Here is a 20,246-nt window from a genome sequence, read left to right on the forward strand (position 1 = left end):
CGCGTATTCTACCGCGCTTCTCAACCTTGTCAACCGTTATTTTTCAGCGTTTTCGATGCTTCCGAAACCGCCGAATCGTTGCCGGCTGACCCGTTCAAGGTGGCGCGCATTTTACGCTGTTTCGCCACCCTGTCAACCGTTGATTTCGAGAAAATTTAAATCAAATTCTTCAAGTAAATCAGTCGGTTGCCTTTCGATTTCTGACCCGCCTCAGTGGCGTGCCCCTCGAAAGAGATGCGCATTCTACAGACTTCTCCGAACCCGTCAACGCCTTTTTCAAAAAAATCTGAAGAAACTTAAAACTCGACCTTAACCGCCCCGGCCGACACCCGCGCCTGTGCACGAGCGCTCTCCACATCCTCTCCCCGAGCCAGGGCAACACCCATGCGCCGACGCCCCGCAATTTCAGGCTTACCGAACAGACGAATTTGGGTATCCGGGTTTACCAGCGCTTCTTCTATATGAGTAAAGGTCGGTGACCGCGACTCACCGGTAGGCAATATAACCGCAGACGCACAGGCACCCTGCTGACGAATCGCCGGCACCGGCAGCCCCAGGATTGCTCTCGCATGCAGGGCGAACTCGGACAGGTCCTGGGACACCAGTGTAACCAGGCCCGTGTCATGGGGACGCGGAGACACTTCGGAGAAATAGACGTCGTCACCTTTTATGAACAGCTCTACGCCGAACACTCCGTAGCCACCAAGATCAGCCGTTACTTTATCGGCGATCTCTCGGGAGCGCGCAAGCGCGAGCTCGCTCATTGGGTGCGGCTGCCAGGACTCACGGTAGTCGCCATCTTCCTGGATATGGCCGATGGGATCACAGAAAGACACACCCGCCGCGTGACGAACAGTCAGTAGCGTAATCTCGTAATCGAAATCCACGAAGCCCTCGACGATCACCCGCCCCTGTCCGGCGCGACCACCCTGTTGCGCATAGTCCCAGGCGGCGTCGATGTCCGCTTCGGTTTTTACCGTGCTCTGACCTTTGCCGCTCGAACTCATAACCGGCTTAACGACCAGCGGTAAACCAACCTCAGCGACGGCGGCACGATAATCTTCCAATGTTTCGGCAAAGCGATAGGGCGAGGTTGGCAAACCGAGCGTCTCGGCCGCCAGGCGACGAATGCCTTCCCGGTCCATGGTCAGATTCACCGCACGAGCGGTCGGCACCACACGGACACCTTCCTGCTCCAACCGGACCAGCTCTGGCGTGGCAATCGCCTCGATTTCAGGCACCACCAGATGAGGCTTCTCCAGTTCGACCACCCGGCGCAACTCATCCGCATCCAGCATATTAATCACATGACTGCGGTGGGCCACCTGCATGGCCGGCGCATTTTCGTAGCGATCAACGGCAATCACCTCAACGCCCAGACGCTGAAGCTCAATCACTACCTCCTTACCCAATTCACCCGCGCCACAAAAGAGCACCCTGAATGCCGTTTCCGTCAACGGTGTCCCGATACTGACCATTCGTCTTTCCTCATTTCATCCATTCAAGTAAACCCGCCGACTGGGGACCACCAGAAACTAGAGAGCCACCCGCTCCTCGCGCACGACCACTTTCTTCATCACCTCGCGGCGCTCGTCATTGGTCATATCAAACCAGCGCGTGATCTCGTCACCAGTACGCTGGCAACCAACGCACATATCGTCTGCATCCAGGGCACACACCCCAACACAAGGGGAGCGCACCGGCGCCGCATGCCTATCCGCCATCAATCAGTCCACTACTTTAAAGTCATTCCGGTAGCGCCGGGCATTGTCGACATAATGCGCGGCGCTCAGCTCCAGCATCTTGCGCTGACTGTCATTCAATTCCCGCTTCACCTTTCCCGGAGAGCCAACAACCAGAGAGCCGTCCGGCACGATCATTCCTTCGGGGATCAGGGTATTGGCACCAATCAGGCAATGCTTGCCGATCTTCGCTCCATTAAGGACGACCGCGTTAATGCCGATCAGGGAATAATCGCCAATTTCACAGCCGTGCAACATGGCTTTGTGCCCAACGGTCACCCCCTGCCCCAGCGTCAAGGGTATACCGGCGTCGGTATGCATCACCGTGCCATCCTGGACATTGGACTCGGGGCCCACGGTAATCAGGTCGTTGTCACCGCGAATCACCACGTTGAACCAGACACTGGCCTTATCCTGCAGGCAGACCCGGCCAATCACCGTGGCATTGTGCGCGATAAAATGATCACCGCCCTCCAGTGTTGGTTGCTGATCTCCCAATGCGTATCTCATGACCATCTCAGCTCGGCGCTTCCAGTAAATCGATCCCGGCATCGTACACCGCGTTCAGGAAGTCAACCAGCACGACCGCGGACAACCCCCAGATGTGATACCCCTCCCATTCGTAGCAGGGGACGTAAAGGGTATGCCCCTGAAATCCCAGCGCATCGGTTCGCAGGCGCCTGTCCTCCATAAAGAAAGACACCGGCACCTTGAAGATCGCATCGATTTCTTCCGGGCTGGCCGTCAATGTCGCGTCATGAGGCACGATGCCAACAAAGGGCGTTACCAGGATACGGTGACGGGAGACCACCTGACCCAACGGGCCCGCGACCATCACTTCCGATGGCGGCAAGCCGATTTCCTCATGGGTTTCTCGCAGCGCGGTCTCTTCCAGCGACCGATCCGACAGGTCCCGCTTGCCTCCGGGAAAGGCAACCTGCCCTCGATGCGTCTTGAGATGGGCGGCACGCTGGGTCAGGATCAGCTCGGGGTTATCCGGCACATTGGTCACGGGCACCAGAACCCCTGCTTCGGGATAGTCCAGCGCAATCAATTTTGGCGTATGACGATCAAGACGCTCTTTGAAATGCTTAAACAAGCCGGGCGTTCCTTTTGTTCGATAACATCGATTGTTCGCTATCCGTCGATCACATCCGGAAAATCGGTCGCACACCACCGAACCGACAATTGATTGGTCAATCGGGTCGACGAGCGGGCAAGCCTCGGTATACTGGGATGATACAGAATTGAGGTGGCTAATGAATTATTGCAGTCATTGCGGCAAACCGGTAACCCATCGCATCCCGGAAGGCGACAATCGACATCGCTATGTTTGCGATCATTGCGACCGAATCCATTACGAAAACCCGCGCATCGTGGCCGGCACGGTTCCCATCTGGAATGGACAGGTCCTGCTGTGTCGCCGAGCCATCGAACCCCGCAAGGGGTACTGGACGCTGCCAGCCGGTTTTATGGAAAACTCGGAAACCACAGTCGAAGCAGCCGTTCGCGAGACCCAGGAAGAAGCGCTGGCCGCGGTGAATGTCGATGGCCTCTACACCATTCTCCACGTCCCCCACATCGACCAGGTGCACATGTTCTTCCGGGCGAGCCTCACAGACGGTTCCTTCGGCGCCGGCGAGGAATCCCTGGATGCCCAGCTTTTCCCGCTGGCAGACATCCCCTGGGAGGAGCTTGCGTTTCCCACAATCCGGGAAACGCTGGAGTATTTCGTCGAGGATATCGAGCGCGACGACTTCCCCCTGCATATCGGCGATATCCGCCGTCGGCTGGGGCAATAGCGGCTCAGTCGAAAACCTCGACGCGCAACACCTCGTAAGCGGGCTCCTCATAAGGGTGGGCCTGCTTGAGCGCTTGGATGGCATTTCGGATCAAATCCGCTTCGCAGACCAGCTCCACCTTGTATTCATCAACCCGTTCCACCTCTCCCTGCTGCCCCAGGTATGGCTGACTCCCGTCCAGCGGCCGAAACTGGCCCCGCCCCAAACACTGCCAGGCGCAGCTGTCGTAGTCGCCGATACGCCCTGCCCCAGCCTCAAACAGCGCTGACTTGGTTTGTTCCAGGTGACTCTCAGGCACGAAATAGCAAAGCTTGAACATCACATCCTCCCACGAGCTTCGGCGCAAAACATGGATTGAATCGCGCTCAAGAATTATCCACAACAGTCGCAATGCCTTCAAAAAAGCCCGCCCTCAAACGCTTGTACGACTTACCCACAGATTCTGTGGATAACCTTGGGGATATATTCAGGGAACAGGCGCTGAAGCCCCATGGTTAAGCATCTGACCTCAAATTGGCGACAATTTCACCGCCTTCATTTTTTACTTTATTATCAAGACTTTAAAGATATCGCTCAGTTTCTGCCCCGAGTGTTCGCGTTTTAGGCAGATGAAAAACACAAGCTCGGAACAAGTGTGCATAAATGAGCAAAGTCAAGCGAGGAAATCCCCGATTTCATCGCTTGACCGCCAAACCAGTGACGAAATACTGGCCATGATACGCCAACAAATCGGCAATCATGACCAGTACGTCACGTTTGTGGGCAAGACTGTCACCAATAGTAACCATTCTCGTTACCATTGGAACCAGCTCCCCGCTTCTCCGGCGTTTTTGGCTGACAAAATTTGGCAGACACAAAAAAGCCGGCCCGGAAATATCCGGGCCGGCTTCTCTAGTAACCGACGTGGTCGATGCCGGATCAGCCGAGGGTCTTCCTCGCGTTCCGGAACATCCGCAACCACGGGCCATCTTCCTGCCAATCCGACGGATGCCAGGAGTGCTGCACCGTGCGGAATACCCGCTCCGGATGCGGCATCATGATGGTCACGCGACCATCCGCGGACGTCAGCCCCGTAATGCCGCCCTGGGAGCCGTTCGGGTTAAACGGGTAACGCTCCGTTGGATGCCCCTCGTTGGTGATGTAACGTAGAGACACCAGACCCTCTTCCTGCAGACGAGACGCCGCGTCGACCCGGGAGAACTCAACCCGGCCTTCGCCATGGGCCACGGCGATCGGCATCCGCGATCCTTCCATACCCTGCAGGAACAGCGATGGTGATTGCTGCACCTCAACCATGACCAGACGCGCCTCGAACTGTTCCGACTCGTTGCGCACGAAGCGCGGCCAGTGCTCGGTGCCGGGTATCAGCTCATGCAGGCTCGACAGCATCTGACAGCCGTTGCACACACCCAGCGCCAGAGTGTCGTTGCGAGCGAAGAAGCCCTCGAACTGGTCGCGAACCCGCTCGTTGAACAGGATGGACTTGGCCCACCCCTCACCGGCACCCAGCACATCGCCGTAAGAGAAGCCGCCGCAGGCGACCATCGCCCGGAAGCTTTCCAGGGTGACGCGACCGGACACCAGGTCGCTCATGTGTACGTCGACCGCATCGAAACCGGCCCGATCAAACGCCGCCGCCATTTCCACCTGGCCATTGACGCCCTGCTCCCGGAGAACAGCAATCTTCGGGCGCGCGCCGCTGTTGATGTAGGGCGCCGCGATGTCATCGTTCAGGTCAAAGGTCAGATCGGCACGCAACCCTGGATCCGCCGGCGCCAGCAGGTTGTCGAACTCCTGCTTGGCGCAGTCCGCGTTGTCGCGCAGGGACTGGATTCGGTAGCTGGTCTCGGACCAGAGGCGCTGGTACGCCTCCCGGCTGCTTTCGATGACAGCATCATCACCAAAGGTGAAGCGAATCCGGTCTTCGTCGTTCAGGGTGCCAATGACGGCCGTGTGGTCGCCGAGTCCGGCCCCGGTGAACTGCTGCAGCACGAACGGGGTATCCTCGCGGCGTACCTGGATGATGGCGCCGAGCTCCTCGTTGAACAGCTCGCGGGCCAACTGACTCGACTCTTCCGCCAGACCATCGAGCTTGACGTCGATCCCGGTGTGCCCGGCAAACGCCATTTCCACCAGTGTCGTGAACACACCGCCATCGGAACGGTCGTGGTAGGCCAGCAGTTTGTCGTCGCCATTGAGTCCCTGGATAACAGCAAAGAAAGCCTTGATATCCTCCGGGTCGTCCAGATCCGGAGCCACAGCGCCCACCTGGCTGTATACCTGCGCGAGGGCGGAACCGCCCAGACGATTCTGGCCCGCCGCCAGGTCGATCAAAATCAGATCCGTCTCACCGGCATCGCGACGCAACTCCGGCGTCAAGGTGCGGCGGACGTTGGTCACCGGCGCGAAACCGCTGACAATCAGGGACAGGGGCGAGGTCACACTCTTCTGCTCGCCGTTGTCCTCTTCCCACACGGTCTTCATGGACATGGAGTCTTTACCGACCGGGATGGTGATGCCCAGTGCCGGGCAAAGCTCCATACCCACGGCGCGCACCGTCTCGTAGAGATTCTCGTCCTCGCCCGGATGGCCAGCCGCCGCCATCCAGTTGGCCGACAGGCGGATGTCGGAAAGCTGGTCGATGGACGCCGCGGCCATATTGGTAATCACCTCGCCCACCGCCATGCGGCCGGAGGCCGGGGCGTCAATGGCCGCCACCGGCGTGCGCTCGCCCATCGCCATGGCCTCGCCCGCCAGGGTATCGAAGGAGGCCGCAGTGACCGCCACGTCGGCCACCGGCACCTGCCAGGGGCCGACCATCTGGTCGCGCGCCACCAGACCGGTGATGGTGCGGTCGCCGATGGTGATCAGGAAGCTTTTGCTGCCAACCGAAGGCAGTCGCAGAATCCGCTGGGCCGCCTCGTTGACGTCAATCTTGCGGGAATCGAAGATCGCCTTGGTGAAGGACGCCCGCTCGATGCTGCGATGCATGCGCGGCGGCTTGCCGAACAGCACATCCATCGGCAGGTCCACCGGGTTGTCGTCGAAGTAGGCGTCGGACAGATTCAGGTGACGCTCTTCGGTGGCCTCGCCGATCACCGCGTACGGGCAGCGCTCGCGACGACAGATCGCATCGAAGCGTTCCAGCTCATCGGGGCCGACCGCCAGCACGTACCGCTCCTGGGACTCGTTGCACCAGATTTCCAGCGGCGACATGCCCGGCTCGTCGCTGGGAATATCACGCAGCTCGAAGCGGCCACCCCGGCCACCGTCCTTGACCAGCTCGGGCATGGCGTTGGACAGACCGCCGGCACCGACGTCGTGAATGAAGCTGATCGGGTTCTCGTCCGCCATCTGCCAGCAGCGATCGATCACTTCCTGACAACGACGTTCCATCTCGGGGTTGCCGCGTTGCACCGAGGCAAAATCAAGATCTTCGTGGCTGCTGCCGGAATCCATGGAGGACGCCGCCCCGCCGCCGAGGCCAATCAACATCGCCGGGCCGCCCAGTACGATCAGCTTGGCGCCCACCGGAATCTCGCCCTTCTCGACGTGATCCTCACGGATGTTGCCCATGCCACCGGCGATCATGATCGGCTTGTGGTAACCACGCACCTCGTCACCGGCCGGGCTCGGCACCGCCTGCTCGAACGTGCGGAAGTAGCCCGCCAGATTGGGGCGACCGAACTCGTTATTAAAGGAGGCGCCGCCGATGGGACCTTCAATCATGATGTCCAGCGGCGAGGCGATGCGGTCCGGCTTGCCATACTCGCTTTCCCACGGCTGCAGGTCGCCCGGCAGATTCAGGTTGGAAACGGTAAAACCGCTCAGCCCCGCCTTGGGTTTGGAACCGCGACCGGTAGCACCCTCGTCACGAATCTCACCGCCGGCGCCGGTCGCCGATCCCGGATCGGGTGAAATGGCGGTCGGGTGGTTGTGGGTCTCCACCTTCATGAGAATGTGGATGTCTTCCTCATGGTAGCCGTACTGACCGTTTTCCGGATCCGGATAGAAACGGCCGGCACGGGCACCGCGGATCACCGACGCATTGTCCTTATAGGCCGACAGCACGCCTTCGCTGTTCATTTCGAAGGTGTTGCGGATCATGGCGAACAGGGACTTTTCCTGGCCTTCGCCATCGATGTCCCAGGACGCATTGAAAATCTTGTGGCGGCAGTGCTCGGAGTTGGCCTGGGCGAACATCATCAGCTCAACGTCCACCGGATCGCGCTCCAGCCGGGTAAAAGCGTCGACCAGGTAATCGATCTCGTCGTCCGCCAGGGCGAGCCCCAGAGTCCGGTTCGCGTCCACCAGCGCCGGGCGACCGCCACTGAGCACGGGAATACGATCGGCCGTGCGCGGCTCTTCGCGATGGAACAACAGCTCAGCGCCGCCCATCTCGTGGAACACCCGCTGGGTCATGCGATCGTGCAGCAACGCGGCAATCGCCTCACGCTGCTCCAGCTTGAGTTTGCAGTCGGCATGAACATAGAACGCCGTGCCGCGCTCGATGCGGCGAATCATGCGCAGGCCGCAAATACGGGCAATGTCCGTAGCCTTGGTCGACCACGGAGAAATCGTGCCCGGGCGCGGAACCACCAGGAAAAGCACGCCCTCGGCGGCCTGGGATTCAGTCGCCGGTCCATAGCTCAGCAGGCGATCCAGAACCTGCTGATCGTCGTCCGAGAGCGCTTCGGGGACGTCCACAAAGTGCATGAACTCCGCATAGATCCGTGAGACTTCCGGAACCACGGCCTGGACCTGGGACAGAAGCTTCTGGGAGCGGAAGGATGAAAGTGCGGGGGCACCGCGGAGTTCCAGCATGGCAAAAACCTGTATCGCGCTGATCTGGGAGACAATGGGGCAATCGCCGCAAAAGCGGGCCACCCCCGTTCAAGACGGCCGCAATGATACTGGAATCCGGTCGCCGGATACAGGTTTGCCGGCCCCGGATGAATGTCGATTCTGCAAGTGCCTGAATTCGCGTTCGAGCACGGTCCGACGCCCCTGAAGCCCGGATCCTGGCCGTCCGATCATCCGCCCGGGCCAACCTAAGCAACTGTATAAAAAGTTACCACATCATTAAAATTTACACCCTTTTGCAGACTTCGACCGGCATCCGATTGACCCTCCCGAAGCTTTTGGCCATGATCCAGCTATATCGAACGACACCGGTACGTCCTTTGCGCGTCGCACCGGAGCGCCAACCGCCCGTAGAATGCGGAAAGCACAGCCTCAGTGCATCAGGGTGCCGGTCACAGAGCCCGGCCCAACGCCGCTAAACAGAGTCTTCTGCAAAGCAAGAAGGAACCCATCCCAGCGTGGATACGGTGAGGGAGAGCAGATACTTGCCCGTTATTTCCATCCTGAAATCAGCACGCCGCGGCCCGATGGGCCTGGCTCTCGTGCTGGGCATCGCCGGTGCCCTGACGGCCTGTTCGCGCCCGTCGACACTGGAAGAGCTGCGTCAGGAAGGCGTACTGCACGTCATCGCCCGCCCCTCGCCATCCGTCTATTACGACGGCCGAGACGGTCCAACGGGGTATGAATACGAACTGGCCAAACGCTTCGCCGACGAGCTGGGCGTGGAACTGAGGGTGCGCGAAGCCGAAGGCAACGGCCAGATCCTGTCGGTGCTCAAACAGGGCTATGCGCATATCGGCCTGGCCGGTCTGACCAACACCCTGCCCAGCACGCAAGCTTTCAAGAGCGTGCCCATCAACCTGAGCGTGCAGTCCACCCTGATCTACAACCGCGACGCCGATACGGCCGGTAACGCCAAAGACATCGGCGATCGCGTCATCCACGCCGTCGCCAACAGCAATCACATCGCGCCGCTACGCAAGCTGGCCCAGCAGCAGCCGGGCCTGCACTGGCAGGCTCATGACGATCTGGATACTGCCGGCATCCTCGAGCGGGTCGAGTCCGGGGAGTTCGAAGTGGCGGTGGTGGACTCCACCGAGCTGGCCCTGAACCAGGTGTTCTTCCCCCACGTCAAGAAAGGTTTCGACCTGAACGAGCCGCAGCCCATCGCCTGGCTGTTCCCCAGCGAACAGGACGACACCCTGGCCAACGCGGCCCGGCGGTTCCTGCAAAAGATGCAGGCCAATGGCCGCCTCAAACAGTTGCGAGAGCGTTTCTACGGCCATCTGGACCGGCTCAACTATGTGGGCGCGCGTACGTTCGTCTACCACGTGCGCAACCGACTGCCCAACTACGAGCTGGTGTTCCAGGCCACCGCCGAGAAATACAAAATGGACTGGCGTCTGTTGGCGGCGATCGGCTACCAGGAATCCCACTGGCGCCCCAATGCGGTGTCGCCCACCGGCGTGCGCGGCATGATGATGCTGACCCAGAACACCGCCGAATACGTGGGCATCGACAACCGCCTGGATCCGGAGAAAAGCATTGAAGGCGGCGCCCGCTATTTCCAGATGGTGCACGACCAGATTCCCGACGACATTCCCGAACCGGACCGTTCCTGGTTCGCACTGGCCTCCTACAACGTGGGCTTCGGCCACCTGGAAGACGCCCGCCGCCTGACCGAGGCCGACGGCCGCGATCCGGACCGCTGGGTCGACGTCAAGGAATACCTGCCGCTGCTGGCACAGAAAGAGTGGTACTCGAAAACCCGCTACGGCTACGCCCGGGGCCACGAGCCGGTGGTCTACGTGCAGAACATCCGCCGCTACTACGACGTACTGGTGTGGATGAAAGAGCCCATCAACCCCACCGAGCAGTTGGCCCAGTCTCCGGACTTCCCTGAGCTCGACGCCACCCAACCGAGCGACGACACCCTGGCGCCGGTTCAGCCGGTGCGGGTTCCCCAGGAACTGAGCGTCGCACCGCCGACCCTGTGACGGGCCGGCCCGGTCCATCGGACCAGTTTACTCGGCCGGCGGATTCAGTGACTCTTCCCGCACCTCCAGGGCCCGTTCCGCCTGTTCGCCGGTGAATCCGCGCTGGGCCAGGAAGCGCGCCTGGCGCACTCGGTCGTCCCACCCCAGACGCTCCTCGCCGATTCCGAAACGCCGCCGCCGTGTCCGGGTCGCCCATTGCGCCCACTGCTCATCGCTCACCTCAACCAGACAGGACGGCCGCGTGAAGACGCCACGCTGCTGCAGCTCGCTCTCGATGCGCAGGGGCCCGTAACCCAGCTCCATGCGCTGGCGTGCGTAGACATCGGCGAAGCGATCGTCGTCCAGCCAGCCCTCCGCCTCGTAATCGTCGAGCACCGGGTCGATCACCTCCGGCGCCAGCTTTCGCTGCATCAATTTCAGCCGCAGTTCCTGCCGGCTGTGCTCACGCCGGGCCAGGAGTTTGAGCGCGACCGAGCGCGCCCGGTACTCAGGATCTTCGTTTTCGGATTTTCCCTTGCGGAACGCCATGAAAGCCTTTCCAGAACCTGTCGCAATCCACCGCCCCACACCTGTGCAGGCGGTCGCCAAAAAGATTAGACTAACCCACCGAACGAGCGGGCGTCGATTGGCCCCGCCCCGTCTGCCGGCAGTCGCAACCGCGACTGCCCGATTCTGGTCCGCGGTCTGACCAGCAATTTGCCATCCAGTGTGGGGAGCCCAGTTATGGCGGCATTCATCAAGAAACTCTTCAAAAATCGCAAATCCGACAGCGGCCCGGCCTCCGTTGACCTCAACCAGCTCAACCCGGACGACGCCAAGGACCTCGACACCCTGATCGAGTTCGCCCAGTCGGCGGAAACCAACAGCCAGAAGGCCGCCGCGGTCGAGAAAATCCCCCACATCAAACACCTGATCCCGCTTTATCCCGATGCCTCCGCGGCGCTGCGCAACATCCTCGCCCAGCGCATCAGCCAGCTGGCCCAGGGCTCACCCGGCCAGATCCAGGACGCGAAAAACGCCCTCGCCGGCGCCGACCTCCAGACCCTGATCCAGCAACTGTGCGAGCCGTCACCGACGGACCACGAACAGGTCTCGGCGGACACGGATCCGGCGCAGCTGCTAAAACTGGCCATTGAGGGCAAGACCGCCGCCGTGCGCCTGGCCGCCGCGGAGAAAATCGAGGCGGAAGACGACCTGCTCAGCCTGCAGAAAGCGGCCAAAGGGCGTGACAAGGGCGTCTACCAGCTGACCCGCAAGAAACTGCAGGCCCTGCGCCAGGACCAGGCCGAAGCCCGCAAGACCCAGGACGCCATCGACGAGCTGGTCCGCCAGACCCAGGAGCATGCCCGTACCGACAACATGCAGCTCTACAGCGCCCGCGTGGATAGCCTGCAGTCCCAGTGGCGCAACCTGTCGGCCCAGGCCTCCACTGAACAGCAGACAGCCTTCCTGAGCGCCATGAAGGAATGCCAGGACCGCATCCGCGAAGCGGAAGCGGCCTCCGAGCGGGAAGCGGAGTCCGACCGCAAACAGACCGAACGCCAGGCGACCCTGGAGCTGCTGCAGCAGACCCTGGACGACCTCAAGGCCAGCGTCGATCCGCGCGGCCCTTCCCTGTCGTCACTGGACGCTCTGCAGAAAACCCAGGAAAACCGCTGGATGGAAGCCACCCGGGAAACCGAGGTGGGCAAAGCCGAGCAAAAGGACTACCAGGCACTGATGCACGACCTGCGTCAGTACATCAGCGCGGTGCAGCGCCTGCACAACCAGCAGGAGCAACTCGACAACCTGCTCGCCAGCGAACAGCCGGACAGCGGACAACTCCGACACCTGCTGGACGACGTGGACTGGCCCGATGACTTTGCCCGCCCGGAGGCCATCGCGGCCGCGGCGCGCACCCTCGGCCATGTGCAGAAAGAAAAGAAAGCCCACGCCAGCGACCAGAAAGAGCAGCAGAAGACCCTCGACCAACTGCTCGACCGCCTGGAGACAGCGCTGGAGCAGGACCATTTCGCCGAGTCCCGCCAGCTCCACAAACAGGCCCAGCACGCCTTCAACGCCCTGGACCACAAGCACGCCGGCTCACGCCACGCGCGCCTCACCCTGCTGGGGCGGCAATTGAAGGATCTGCAGGACTGGCGCGGCTTTGCCACCCGCCCCAAGCAGGAAGAACTGTGCGAAGCCATGGAATACCTGGCCACCCAGCACATGGAGCCGGAGGTCAAGGCGACCCACATCAAGGAGCTGCAACAGGAATGGCGCGATCTGGGCGGTTCCTCGGACCAGTCCCTGTGGCAACGCTTCAAACAGGCGTCCGACAAGGCCTATGAACCCTGCCAGGCGTACTTTGCCGCCAAGTCGGAGCTCAAGCACGTCAATATCGAGAAGCGGGAAGCGATTTGCCAGCAGCTGGAGGCGTTCGCCGAAAACGCCGACTGGCACAACGTCGACTGGAAAGCGGTCGAGCGCATTCATCGGGTGGCCCGGGAGGAATGGCGCGAAGCCTGGCCCATCGACTTCAAGGCCAACCGGCCGTTGCAGAAGCGGTTCGACCGCCTGCTCAAGCAGATTGAAGCGCCGCTTAACGAAGAGCGTCGTCGCAACGAGGCCCGCAAGCAGGAGATTGTCGACCAGGCGGAAGCCCTGATCAGCCATGAACCGCTGCAGGAAGCCATGGAACGGGCCAAGACCCTGCAGAAAGACTGGCAGGCCGTGGGCATCACCCGCCACCGGGAAGACCGCAAGCTATGGCAGGCGTTCCGCGCCGCCTGCGATGCCATCTTTGCCCGCCGGGATGCGCAGCGGGCGGAACAGGCCGCCGCCGACACCGCCGCCGTGGAGACCGTGCGTCAACGGATCAGCGAAAGCCAGGCCCAGCGTGAACAGGCCGGTAACGATCCGGCGCTGCTGCGCAATGCGTTGGATACCCTGAAAAAGACAGCAACACCCCGTAAACTCCCGGCCGACGTCAACGAAGCACTGAGCGCCGAGCGCCGTGCCCTGGAGTCCGCGATTGGGGCGCTTGAGCGTTCACAACAAACAGCGGACTGGGAAGCACGTCTGCAGCGCTTTGCCACCGAGCAGGAAGCTGTCGACAGCACCCGACTGCCGGAGTCACTGCCGGCTCCACGGGAAATCGCCGTGCGCCTGGAAATCGCCACCGGCCAGCCGTCGCCCGAGGCGGACCAGGAGCTGCGCATGAAGCAGCAGGTAGAACGACTGGCCGCCGGCATGGGCAGCAGCAACCCGGACACCAGCCGTCCCGAGACGGAAATCGAACGCCTGGTGGATTGCTGGTGCGCCCAGGCCATCAGCGCCGACGATGCCGAGCAGCTGTTGCCGCGCCTGCTTCAGGTGCTGGCCCAGTGGAAAGCCGGCTAACGGACGAAGACGGCAACGCCTCGAAACCGGCGTCCCGACAGACGGGACGCCGGCACCCTTCCTTCAGACAGACTTCGGGCTCCGGCCTTGCCTATTCCCGCGAGTGGGAGTGCACGAAGTCCCGCGCCTGGGCCACCGCCAAACGCACCCGGTCCCGCATCTCCTGCATTTCCGGGTCGGCCAGATAGAAGCGCATATCGATCGAATGGCGGTAATAACGCGTTGGCAGCCGGTTAAGAGCCACGCACATCACGTCCGCCAGATAGTCCTCGTCGTCCTCCGGTGCCCGCGTGTCTTCGATGGCATCCGCCACCAGGCGCTCGTAGAAATTATCGATTGTATCGAGCAACGACATCCAGCACTCCTTCCTCAGCCGTCCGTTCCAACAAGCCTAGTTGGCCGTCTCGCCGCTGTCAGGTACCCGCAACCTGAGCAGTTTCGCCAATCCGGTTGGCAGCCCGCGTCATTACAGGAGCCGGAACGCGCCGTTATCTTGGCAGTCTACTTTTAGAGTGGTCGGGGCCGTGGCGGACTGAAGATACCGCCGGGAATAAGCGGGCCCGATCCCCCACCCGATCCCGCTTTGACGGCAGAGGAACAACAATGACCACAGACGCCTTTATCTACGATGCGGTGCGCACACCGCGGGGACGCGGCAAGAGGGACGGCGCCCTGCACAGCGTCAAGCCCATCACCCTGATGACCACGGTGCTGGACGCCCTGCAACAGCGCAGCCAACTGGACACCGCCCAGGTGGACGACATCGTCATGGGCTGCGTCACCGCCGTGGGCGACCAGGGTGCCGACATCGCCAAGACCGCCGCCCTCGCCGCCGGCTGGGACGAAGTCGTGGCCGGCGTCACCCTCAACCGCTTCTGCGCGTCCGGACTGGAGGCGGTCAACCTGGCGGCGATGAAAGTCCGCTCGGGCTGGGAGGACCTGATCGTCGCCGGCGGTGTGGAATCCATGTCGCGGGTGCCCATGGGTTCCGACGGCGGCGCCTGGGCCAGCGACCCGGCCACCAACCTGACCACCGGCTTCATGCCCCAGGGGATCGGCGCCGACCTGATCGCCACCCTGGAAGGCTTCACCCGAGAGGACGTGGACCGCTTCGCCGTGAACTCCCAGCAGAAAGCCGCTGCCGCCTGGGAACAGGGCCACTTCAGGCACTCGATCGTGCCGGTCACCGACCAGAGCGGCGTGATGATCCTGGATCGCGACGAACACGTGCGCGCCGGCACTACCCTCGAGTCCCTAGCCCAGCTCAAACCCTCGTTCCAGATGATGGGCGAAATGGGCTTCGACGGCGTGGCCCGGGAGAAGTACCACGATGTGGAAACCATCCATCACGTCCACCACGCCGGCAATTCCTCCGGCATCGTCGACGGCGCCACCGCGCTGCTGATCGGCAGCGAGGCCAAGGGCCGCGAACTGGGGCTCAAGCCCCGCGCCCGCATCCTGGCCACGGCGGTGACGGGGACCGATCCCACCATCATGCTCACCGGGCCCGCGCCGGCCACCCGCAAGGCCCTCGCCAAGGCGGGTATGAGTGCCGACCAGATCGACCTGTTCGAGGTGAACGAGGCCTTTGCCTCCGTGGTCATGCGCTTCCAGCGCGAACTGGAGGTGCCGGACGAGAAGCTCAACGTCAACGGCGGCGCCATTGCCATGGGCCACCCTCTGGGCGCCACCGGCGCGATGATCCTGGGCACCCTGCTGGATGAACTGGAGCGCCGTGAGCAGCGCTACGGGCTCGCCACCCTGTGCGTGGGCGGCGGCATGGGTATCGCCACCATCATCGAACGTTGCTGAGCCGGGACAGGAGAAGGATCCAATCATGAGTGCCATTCATTACGACATCGACGACCAGAACATCCTCACCCTGACCATCGACATGCCCGGCCAGTCAGCCAACACCATGAACGCGGCCTTCCGGGAGGCGCTGACCGACACCGTCAGCCGCGTCGAGCAGGATCTGGAGCGCCTCCGCGGGATTATCCTGACCTCCGCCAAGAGCACTTTTTTTGCCGGCGGCGACCTGAACGAGCTGTACCAGGTCACCGAGGACCAGGCGGGTGACTTCGAAGCCATGGTCAACAACCTCAAGCGCCAGATGCGCACACTGGAAATCGCCGGCAAACCGGTGGTGGCGGCGATCAACGGCAGCGCCCTGGGCGGTGGCCTGGAGCTGTGCCTGGCGTGCCATCATCGCGTCGTACTGGACGACGACCGGATCCAACTGGGGCTGCCGGAAGTGACGCTGGGCCTGCTGCCCGGCGGAGGCGGCACCCAGCGCCTGCCGCGCATGCTGGGGCTGGAAGCATCCTTCCCCTATCTGATGGAAGGCAAGAAGGCGACGCCGAAAGCCGCCCTCAAGGCCGGTATCGTCGACGCCCTCGCCTCCGATACCGACGACCTGATCCAGCAGGCCCGCGCCTTTATCGACGCCAACCCCAGCTGTCAGCAGCCTTGGGACAGGAAAGGCTTCAAGATGCCGGGCGGCGGTCCCCAGCATCCCGCCATGGCCCAGAAACTGGCCATCGCCCCGGCCATGCTGCGCCAGAAAACCAAAGGCTGTTATCCGGCACCGGAAGCCATCCTGTCAGCCGCCGTTGAGGGCGCCCAGGTGGATTTCGACAGCGCCCAACTGATTGAGACCCGCTACTTCGCACAACTGGTCTGCGGCCAGGTGGCCAAGAACATGACCGGCACCTTCTGGTTTCAGCTCAACGCTATCAAGGCCGGTGAGAGCCGCCCGCAGGGAGTCGACCGGGCACGTTTCCACAAAGTCGGCGTCCTCGGCGCCGGCATGATGGGCGCGGGCATCGCCTACTCAACGGCCGCGCGCGGCCTGGACGTGGTGCTCAAGGACGTGTCCCTGGAGAACGCCGAGAAAGGCAGGGGTTACTCGCAGAAACTGCTGGACAAGAAAGTCAGCCGGGGCCGACTGTCCGACGCCGAAAGAGACGCCGTGCTGGCGCGCATCCAGCCTACGGCATCCGCCGACGACCTGGACGGCTGCGACCTGATCATCGAAGCCGTGTTCGAGGACAGCGACCTCAAGGCCAAAGTCACACAGGAGGCCGAACAGCGGCTCGCCGAAGGCGGGATATTCGCCTCCAACACATCGACCATCCCCATTACCCAACTGGCCAAAGCGTCCGCTCGCCCGGACAAGTTCATCGGCCTGCACTTCTTTTCTCCAGTCGACAAGATGCAGTTGGTGGAAATCATCGTTGGCGAGCAGACCTCCGACGACACCCTGGCCCGAGCCTTCGACTACGTGCAGCAGATCGGCAAGATCCCCATCGTCGTGAACGACAGCCGCGGCTTCTTCACCTCGCGGGTCTTTGGCACCTTCGTCAATGAGGGCGTGGCCATGGTGCAGGAAGGCATCGCGCCAGCCAGCATCGAGAACGCCGGCGTCCTGGCGGGTATGCCGGTCGGGCCGCTGGCGGTCTGCGACGAGGTCAGCCTGACGCTGGTCCAGCACATCCGCAACCAGAGCCGGAAAGACACCGAAGCCGCCGGCGGCAGCTGGCAGCCCCATCCGGCCGAGGCGGTGATCGACCGTCTGGTGGACGAGTTCGGCCGCAAAGGCAAAGCCGCAGGCGCCGGGTTCTACGACTATCCGGAGTCCGGCCGCAAACATCTGTGGCCGGGCCTGGCGGATGCCTTTCCGATAGCTGGAAAAGCCGATCTGCAAACCCTCAAGGACCGGCTGCTGTTCATCCAGGCGATCGAAACCGTACGCTGCCTGGAGGAGAACGTCCTGCGCACGGTGGCAGACGCCAACGTCGGCAGCATCTTCGGGATCGGCTTTGCCGCCTGGGCCGGCGGCGCCATCCAGTTCATCAACCAGTACGGCCCGCGTGATTTTGTGGAACGGGCCCGGGAGCTGGCCGCAGGCTATGGTGAACGCTTCAGTCCACCGAAGCTGTTGCTGGACAAAGCGGAGCGCGATGAAAAATTTCAATGACCTGAAACGGGCCCGCGCTCGCGGGCTCCGCCTGAGGGCGTTTCTGCGCCCTCCCCTCCCGTTTTGTCAATCCGCTGTCCGGATTCATGGACAGATTGTCATGACCTCGCCGTCGTCGTGCGGTAGCAACCGTCTTTCCGCTTGCCTACAATGAGTTGAGGAACCTACAAAACGCGTGGGTGTCAATGGCCCCAGCCGGCATGGGTTCCGCCAACCCTGGTGCGACACCGCTCCGTTGGATATACGATGCCTGGGTCCCGGACAGCGCGTCCGGTGGACAATCAACCTCTGCAAAGACTGTAATAACATGCCAATATCGATCCGCAAGCTGAGTCTCCCCCGCCTCCGGTCTCCCGTTGCCGCCCTGGCCCTTGGCCTCATGGTCACCTCGACGGCCGGCTTTGCCGCACTGGACAAGGACGCGGAAAAGACATTCACGCCGGTAGCTCCCACGATCGATCAGGCCCGTGCCAACATCCTGATTGCCCGCCAGCTCCAGTTCACCCACTTCCTTGACCAGCGCATCGACTCCTCGCTGTCAGGCCGGGTGTTCGACGCCTACCTGGACCACCTCGACGGGCAGCACATCTATTTCATGCAAAGCGACATCGATCGCTTCGCGCCCTGGCGTTCCAAACTCGATTCCGCCCTGAAAACCGGGCAGCTGGAACCCGCCTTCCAGATTTACAACCTGTTTGAGCAACGGGTCATCGAGCGACTCGATTACGCCCTGGAGCTGCTGGACGACGGCGTCGACGAGTTCGACTTCGAAGCCGACGAGCAGCTCAAGCTGGACCGCTCCGACGATCCCTGGGCCGCCGACCGCGACGCTCTGGACGACGTCTGGAAGCGCCGCATCAAGAACGCGGTACTGGCCCAACGCCTGAACGGCAAGAGCGACAAGGAAATCGTCGACTCCCTGCGCAGGCGCTATGAGAGCCAGCGCTCACGCGCCATCCAGGTGCGCAGCGAAGACGCCTTCCAGATGTACATGAACGCCTTCACCAGCCTGTGGGACCCGCACACCTCCTACTTCTCACCGCGCACGTCCGAGAACTTCAACATCAACATGAGCCTGTCGCTGGAAGGCATTGGCGCGGTGCTGCAGTCCGACAATGAATACACCAAGGTCGTGCGCCTGGTACCGGGCGGCCCCGCCTCCAAACAGGGCCAGCTCAAGCCGGCGGACCGCATCGTTGGCGTCGCCCAGGGCAAGGACAGCGAAATGACCAACGTCATCGGCTGGCGCCTGGACGAGGTCGTGGACCTGATCCGCGGCCCCCGGGAGTCCGTGGTCCGGCTGGAAGTGATTCCGTCCAACGCCTCCGACGAGACCATCACCCGCACGATCGACATCACCCGCGACCAGGTGAAGCTTGAGGAACAGTCCGCCCAGAGCGATATGATCAACCTCGAGCGCAATGGCAAGGACTACAAGGTCGGCGTGATCGACATCCCCACCTTCTACGCCGATTTCCAGGCCATGCAGGCGGGCGACCCGAACTACAAGAGCACCACCCGAGACGTACGCAAGCTGATCAACCAGCTCAAGGACGACGGCATGCAGGGTCTGGTCATCGACCTGCGCAACAATGGCGGTGGCGCGCTGCAGGAAGCCAACGATCTGGTGGGCCTGTTCATCGACGAAGGCCCCACCGTGCAGATCCGCAGCGCCGATAACGACGTCAGTGTGCTGACCGATGACGACCCGTCGGTGGCCTATAACGGGCCGCTGGTCGTCCTGGTCAACCGCATGAGCGCCTCGGCATCGGAAATCTTCGCCGGCGCCATCCAGGACTACGGCCGCGGCCTGATCGTCGGTTCCCAGACCTTCGGCAAGGGCACGGTGCAGGCCGTACGCCCGCTGAATCACGGCCAGCTCAAGATCACCCAGTCCAAGTTCTATCGCGTGTCCGGCGGCTCCACCCAGCACAAGGGCGTGATTCCGGACATCAACATCCCGACGCGCATCAACAAAGACGAGATCGGTGAAGACGCCCTCGACAACGCCCTGCCCTGGGACCAGATCGAGGCAGTGCCCCACGGTCGCTACTTCGATTTCAGCAGCGTCATCGACGATCTGCGCGAGCGCCACGAGGCGCGCTTCGACAAGAGCCCCGAGTTCCAGTTGCTGCAACAGGAAATTGACCTGCTCAAGGGCCAGCGCAACCGCGAGTACGTCAGCCTGAACTACGACAAGCGCTCGGCCTACCAGACCGACCTGGAGTCGCGCCAGCTCAACATTGCCAACGCCCGTCGCGAGCTCAAGGGCAAGGAACCGTTCGCCGACTGGCAAGCGCTGGAAGACCATGAGGAAGCCGAGGCCGCCAACCCCGACCAAGACGGCGACCACGACTTCATCGTCAAGGAAGGCGGGAACATCATGGCGGACCTGATCGAGCTGGATTCGCGCATGGCCTCGATCAAGAACCCGCCGGAGCGCATCACCGCCCAGGCGGACGAAAGCCTGAAATAATCAGGA

General features: G+C 62.2%; 14 protein-coding genes. 6 read left to right on the forward strand and 8 right to left on the reverse strand.

Translation table 11 applies throughout. The annotated features are described in order from the left end of the window. Window positions 1-296: 296 nt before the first annotated feature. The 4 genes from purT to DKK67_RS16660 are packed head-to-tail and all read right to left on the reverse strand — an operon-like array spanning window position 297 to window position 2,841. Window positions 297-1,478, reverse strand: a complete 1,182-nt coding sequence (gene purT, locus DKK67_RS16645; protein ID WP_111497647.1) for a formate-dependent phosphoribosylglycinamide formyltransferase — start codon at window positions 1,476-1,478, stop codon at window positions 297-299. A 57-nt stretch (window positions 1,479-1,535) separates the two neighbouring features. Continuing rightward, entirely contained in the window at window positions 1,536-1,724 is a 189-nt protein-coding gene (locus DKK67_RS16650) for a DUF1289 domain-containing protein (protein WP_111497648.1), read from the reverse strand. Window positions 1,725-1,727: 3 nt separating this feature from the next. Continuing rightward, window positions 1,728-2,252, reverse strand: a complete 525-nt coding sequence (locus tag DKK67_RS16655) for a gamma carbonic anhydrase family protein (RefSeq protein WP_111497925.1) — start codon at window positions 2,250-2,252, stop codon at window positions 1,728-1,730. Between the two features lie 7 nt (window positions 2,253-2,259). Beyond that, a complete protein-coding gene (locus DKK67_RS16660) occupies window positions 2,260-2,841 on the reverse strand; it encodes an NUDIX hydrolase (protein WP_111497649.1) in 582 nt (193 codons plus the stop codon). A 160-nt stretch (window positions 2,842-3,001) separates the two neighbouring features. On the opposite strand from DKK67_RS16660, the gene DKK67_RS16665 reads away from it, so the two are divergent. After that, on the forward strand, window positions 3,002-3,544 hold the full coding sequence (locus DKK67_RS16665) for an NUDIX hydrolase (RefSeq protein ID WP_111497650.1): 543 nt from the start codon (window positions 3,002-3,004) through the stop codon (window positions 3,542-3,544). 4 nt (window positions 3,545-3,548) lie between these two features. Here DKK67_RS16665 and DKK67_RS16670 read toward each other — a convergent pair whose 3' ends face one another. Together DKK67_RS16670 and purL are read right to left on the reverse strand one after the other, a co-directional pair. Next, a complete protein-coding gene (locus DKK67_RS16670; protein ID WP_111497926.1) occupies window positions 3,549-3,863 on the reverse strand; it encodes a Nif3-like dinuclear metal center hexameric protein in 315 nt (104 codons plus the stop codon). A gap of 599 nt (window positions 3,864-4,462) precedes the next feature. Next, complete coding sequence (gene purL, locus DKK67_RS16675; RefSeq protein WP_111497651.1) at window positions 4,463-8,368, reverse strand: phosphoribosylformylglycinamidine synthase; 3,906 nt, start codon at window positions 8,366-8,368, stop codon at window positions 4,463-4,465. A 566-nt stretch (window positions 8,369-8,934) separates the two neighbouring features. Here purL and mltF point away from each other — a divergent pair. Then, window positions 8,935-10,404: a membrane-bound lytic murein transglycosylase MltF gene (gene mltF / locus DKK67_RS16680; protein ID WP_111497652.1), complete on the forward strand. Its 1,470-nt coding sequence runs from the start codon at window positions 8,935-8,937 to the stop codon at window positions 10,402-10,404. A gap of 27 nt (window positions 10,405-10,431) precedes the next feature. On the opposite strand, the gene DKK67_RS16685 is transcribed toward mltF, so the two are convergent. Continuing rightward, on the reverse strand, window positions 10,432-10,932 hold the full coding sequence (locus DKK67_RS16685; protein ID WP_111497653.1) for a regulatory protein RecX: 501 nt from the start codon (window positions 10,930-10,932) through the stop codon (window positions 10,432-10,434). A gap of 195 nt (window positions 10,933-11,127) precedes the next feature. On the opposite strand from DKK67_RS16685, the gene DKK67_RS16690 reads away from it, so the two are divergent. Beyond that, window positions 11,128-13,785: a DUF349 domain-containing protein gene (locus DKK67_RS16690; protein ID WP_111497654.1), complete on the forward strand. Its 2,658-nt coding sequence runs from the start codon at window positions 11,128-11,130 to the stop codon at window positions 13,783-13,785. A 91-nt stretch (window positions 13,786-13,876) separates the two neighbouring features. On the opposite strand, the gene DKK67_RS16695 is transcribed toward DKK67_RS16690, so the two are convergent. Next, window positions 13,877-14,140, reverse strand: coding sequence for a late competence development ComFB family protein (locus DKK67_RS16695; RefSeq protein ID WP_111497655.1), 264 nt, complete (start codon window positions 14,138-14,140; stop codon window positions 13,877-13,879). A gap of 248 nt (window positions 14,141-14,388) precedes the next feature. Here DKK67_RS16695 and DKK67_RS16700 point away from each other — a divergent pair, with 248 nt between their 5' ends. From DKK67_RS16700 to DKK67_RS16710, 3 genes are all read left to right on the forward strand, one after another. Beyond that, entirely contained in the window at window positions 14,389-15,597 is a 1,209-nt protein-coding gene (locus tag DKK67_RS16700; RefSeq protein ID WP_111497656.1) for an acetyl-CoA C-acetyltransferase, read from the forward strand. A 25-nt stretch (window positions 15,598-15,622) separates the two neighbouring features. Then, window positions 15,623-17,764 (forward strand): 3-hydroxyacyl-CoA dehydrogenase NAD-binding domain-containing protein, encoded by a 2,142-nt coding sequence (locus DKK67_RS16705; RefSeq protein WP_111497657.1) that lies wholly within the window; start codon window positions 15,623-15,625, stop codon window positions 17,762-17,764. Between the two features lie 307 nt (window positions 17,765-18,071). After that, entirely contained in the window at window positions 18,072-20,240 is a 2,169-nt protein-coding gene (locus DKK67_RS16710; protein WP_111497658.1) for a carboxy terminal-processing peptidase, read from the forward strand. Window positions 20,241-20,246: the final 6 nt, after the last annotated feature.

The sequence above is a fragment of the Marinobacter bohaiensis genome (genome assembly GCF_003258515.1).
Classification (GTDB): domain Bacteria; phylum Pseudomonadota; class Gammaproteobacteria; order Pseudomonadales; family Oleiphilaceae; genus Marinobacter_A; species Marinobacter_A bohaiensis.

Coding starts and splice junctions, on each gene's coding strand:
- purT (WP_111497647.1), bottom strand. CDS start 1,478: ATGGTCAGTATCGGGACACCGTTGACGGAAACGGCATTCAGGGTGCTC.
- DKK67_RS16650 (WP_111497648.1), bottom strand. CDS start 1,724: ATGGCGGATAGGCATGCGGCGCCGGTGCGCTCCCCTTGTGTTGGGGTG.
- DKK67_RS16655 (WP_111497925.1), bottom strand. CDS start 2,252: ATGAGATACGCATTGGGAGATCAGCAACCAACACTGGAGGGCGGTGAT.
- DKK67_RS16665 (WP_111497650.1), top strand. CDS start 3,002: ATGAATTATTGCAGTCATTGCGGCAAACCGGTAACCCATCGCATCCCG.
- DKK67_RS16670 (WP_111497926.1), bottom strand. CDS start 3,863: ATGTTCAAGCTTTGCTATTTCGTGCCTGAGAGTCACCTGGAACAAACC.
- purL (WP_111497651.1), bottom strand. CDS start 8,368: ATGCTGGAACTCCGCGGTGCCCCCGCACTTTCATCCTTCCGCTCCCAG.
- mltF (WP_111497652.1), top strand. CDS start 8,935: ATGGGCCTGGCTCTCGTGCTGGGCATCGCCGGTGCCCTGACGGCCTGT.
- DKK67_RS16685 (WP_111497653.1), bottom strand. CDS start 10,932: ATGGCGTTCCGCAAGGGAAAATCCGAAAACGAAGATCCTGAGTACCGG.
- DKK67_RS16690 (WP_111497654.1), top strand. CDS start 11,128: ATGGCGGCATTCATCAAGAAACTCTTCAAAAATCGCAAATCCGACAGC.
- DKK67_RS16695 (WP_111497655.1), bottom strand. CDS start 14,140: ATGTCGTTGCTCGATACAATCGATAATTTCTACGAGCGCCTGGTGGCG.
- DKK67_RS16700 (WP_111497656.1), top strand. CDS start 14,389: ATGACCACAGACGCCTTTATCTACGATGCGGTGCGCACACCGCGGGGA.
- DKK67_RS16705 (WP_111497657.1), top strand. CDS start 15,623: ATGAGTGCCATTCATTACGACATCGACGACCAGAACATCCTCACCCTG.
- DKK67_RS16710 (WP_111497658.1), top strand. CDS start 18,072: ATGCCAATATCGATCCGCAAGCTGAGTCTCCCCCGCCTCCGGTCTCCC.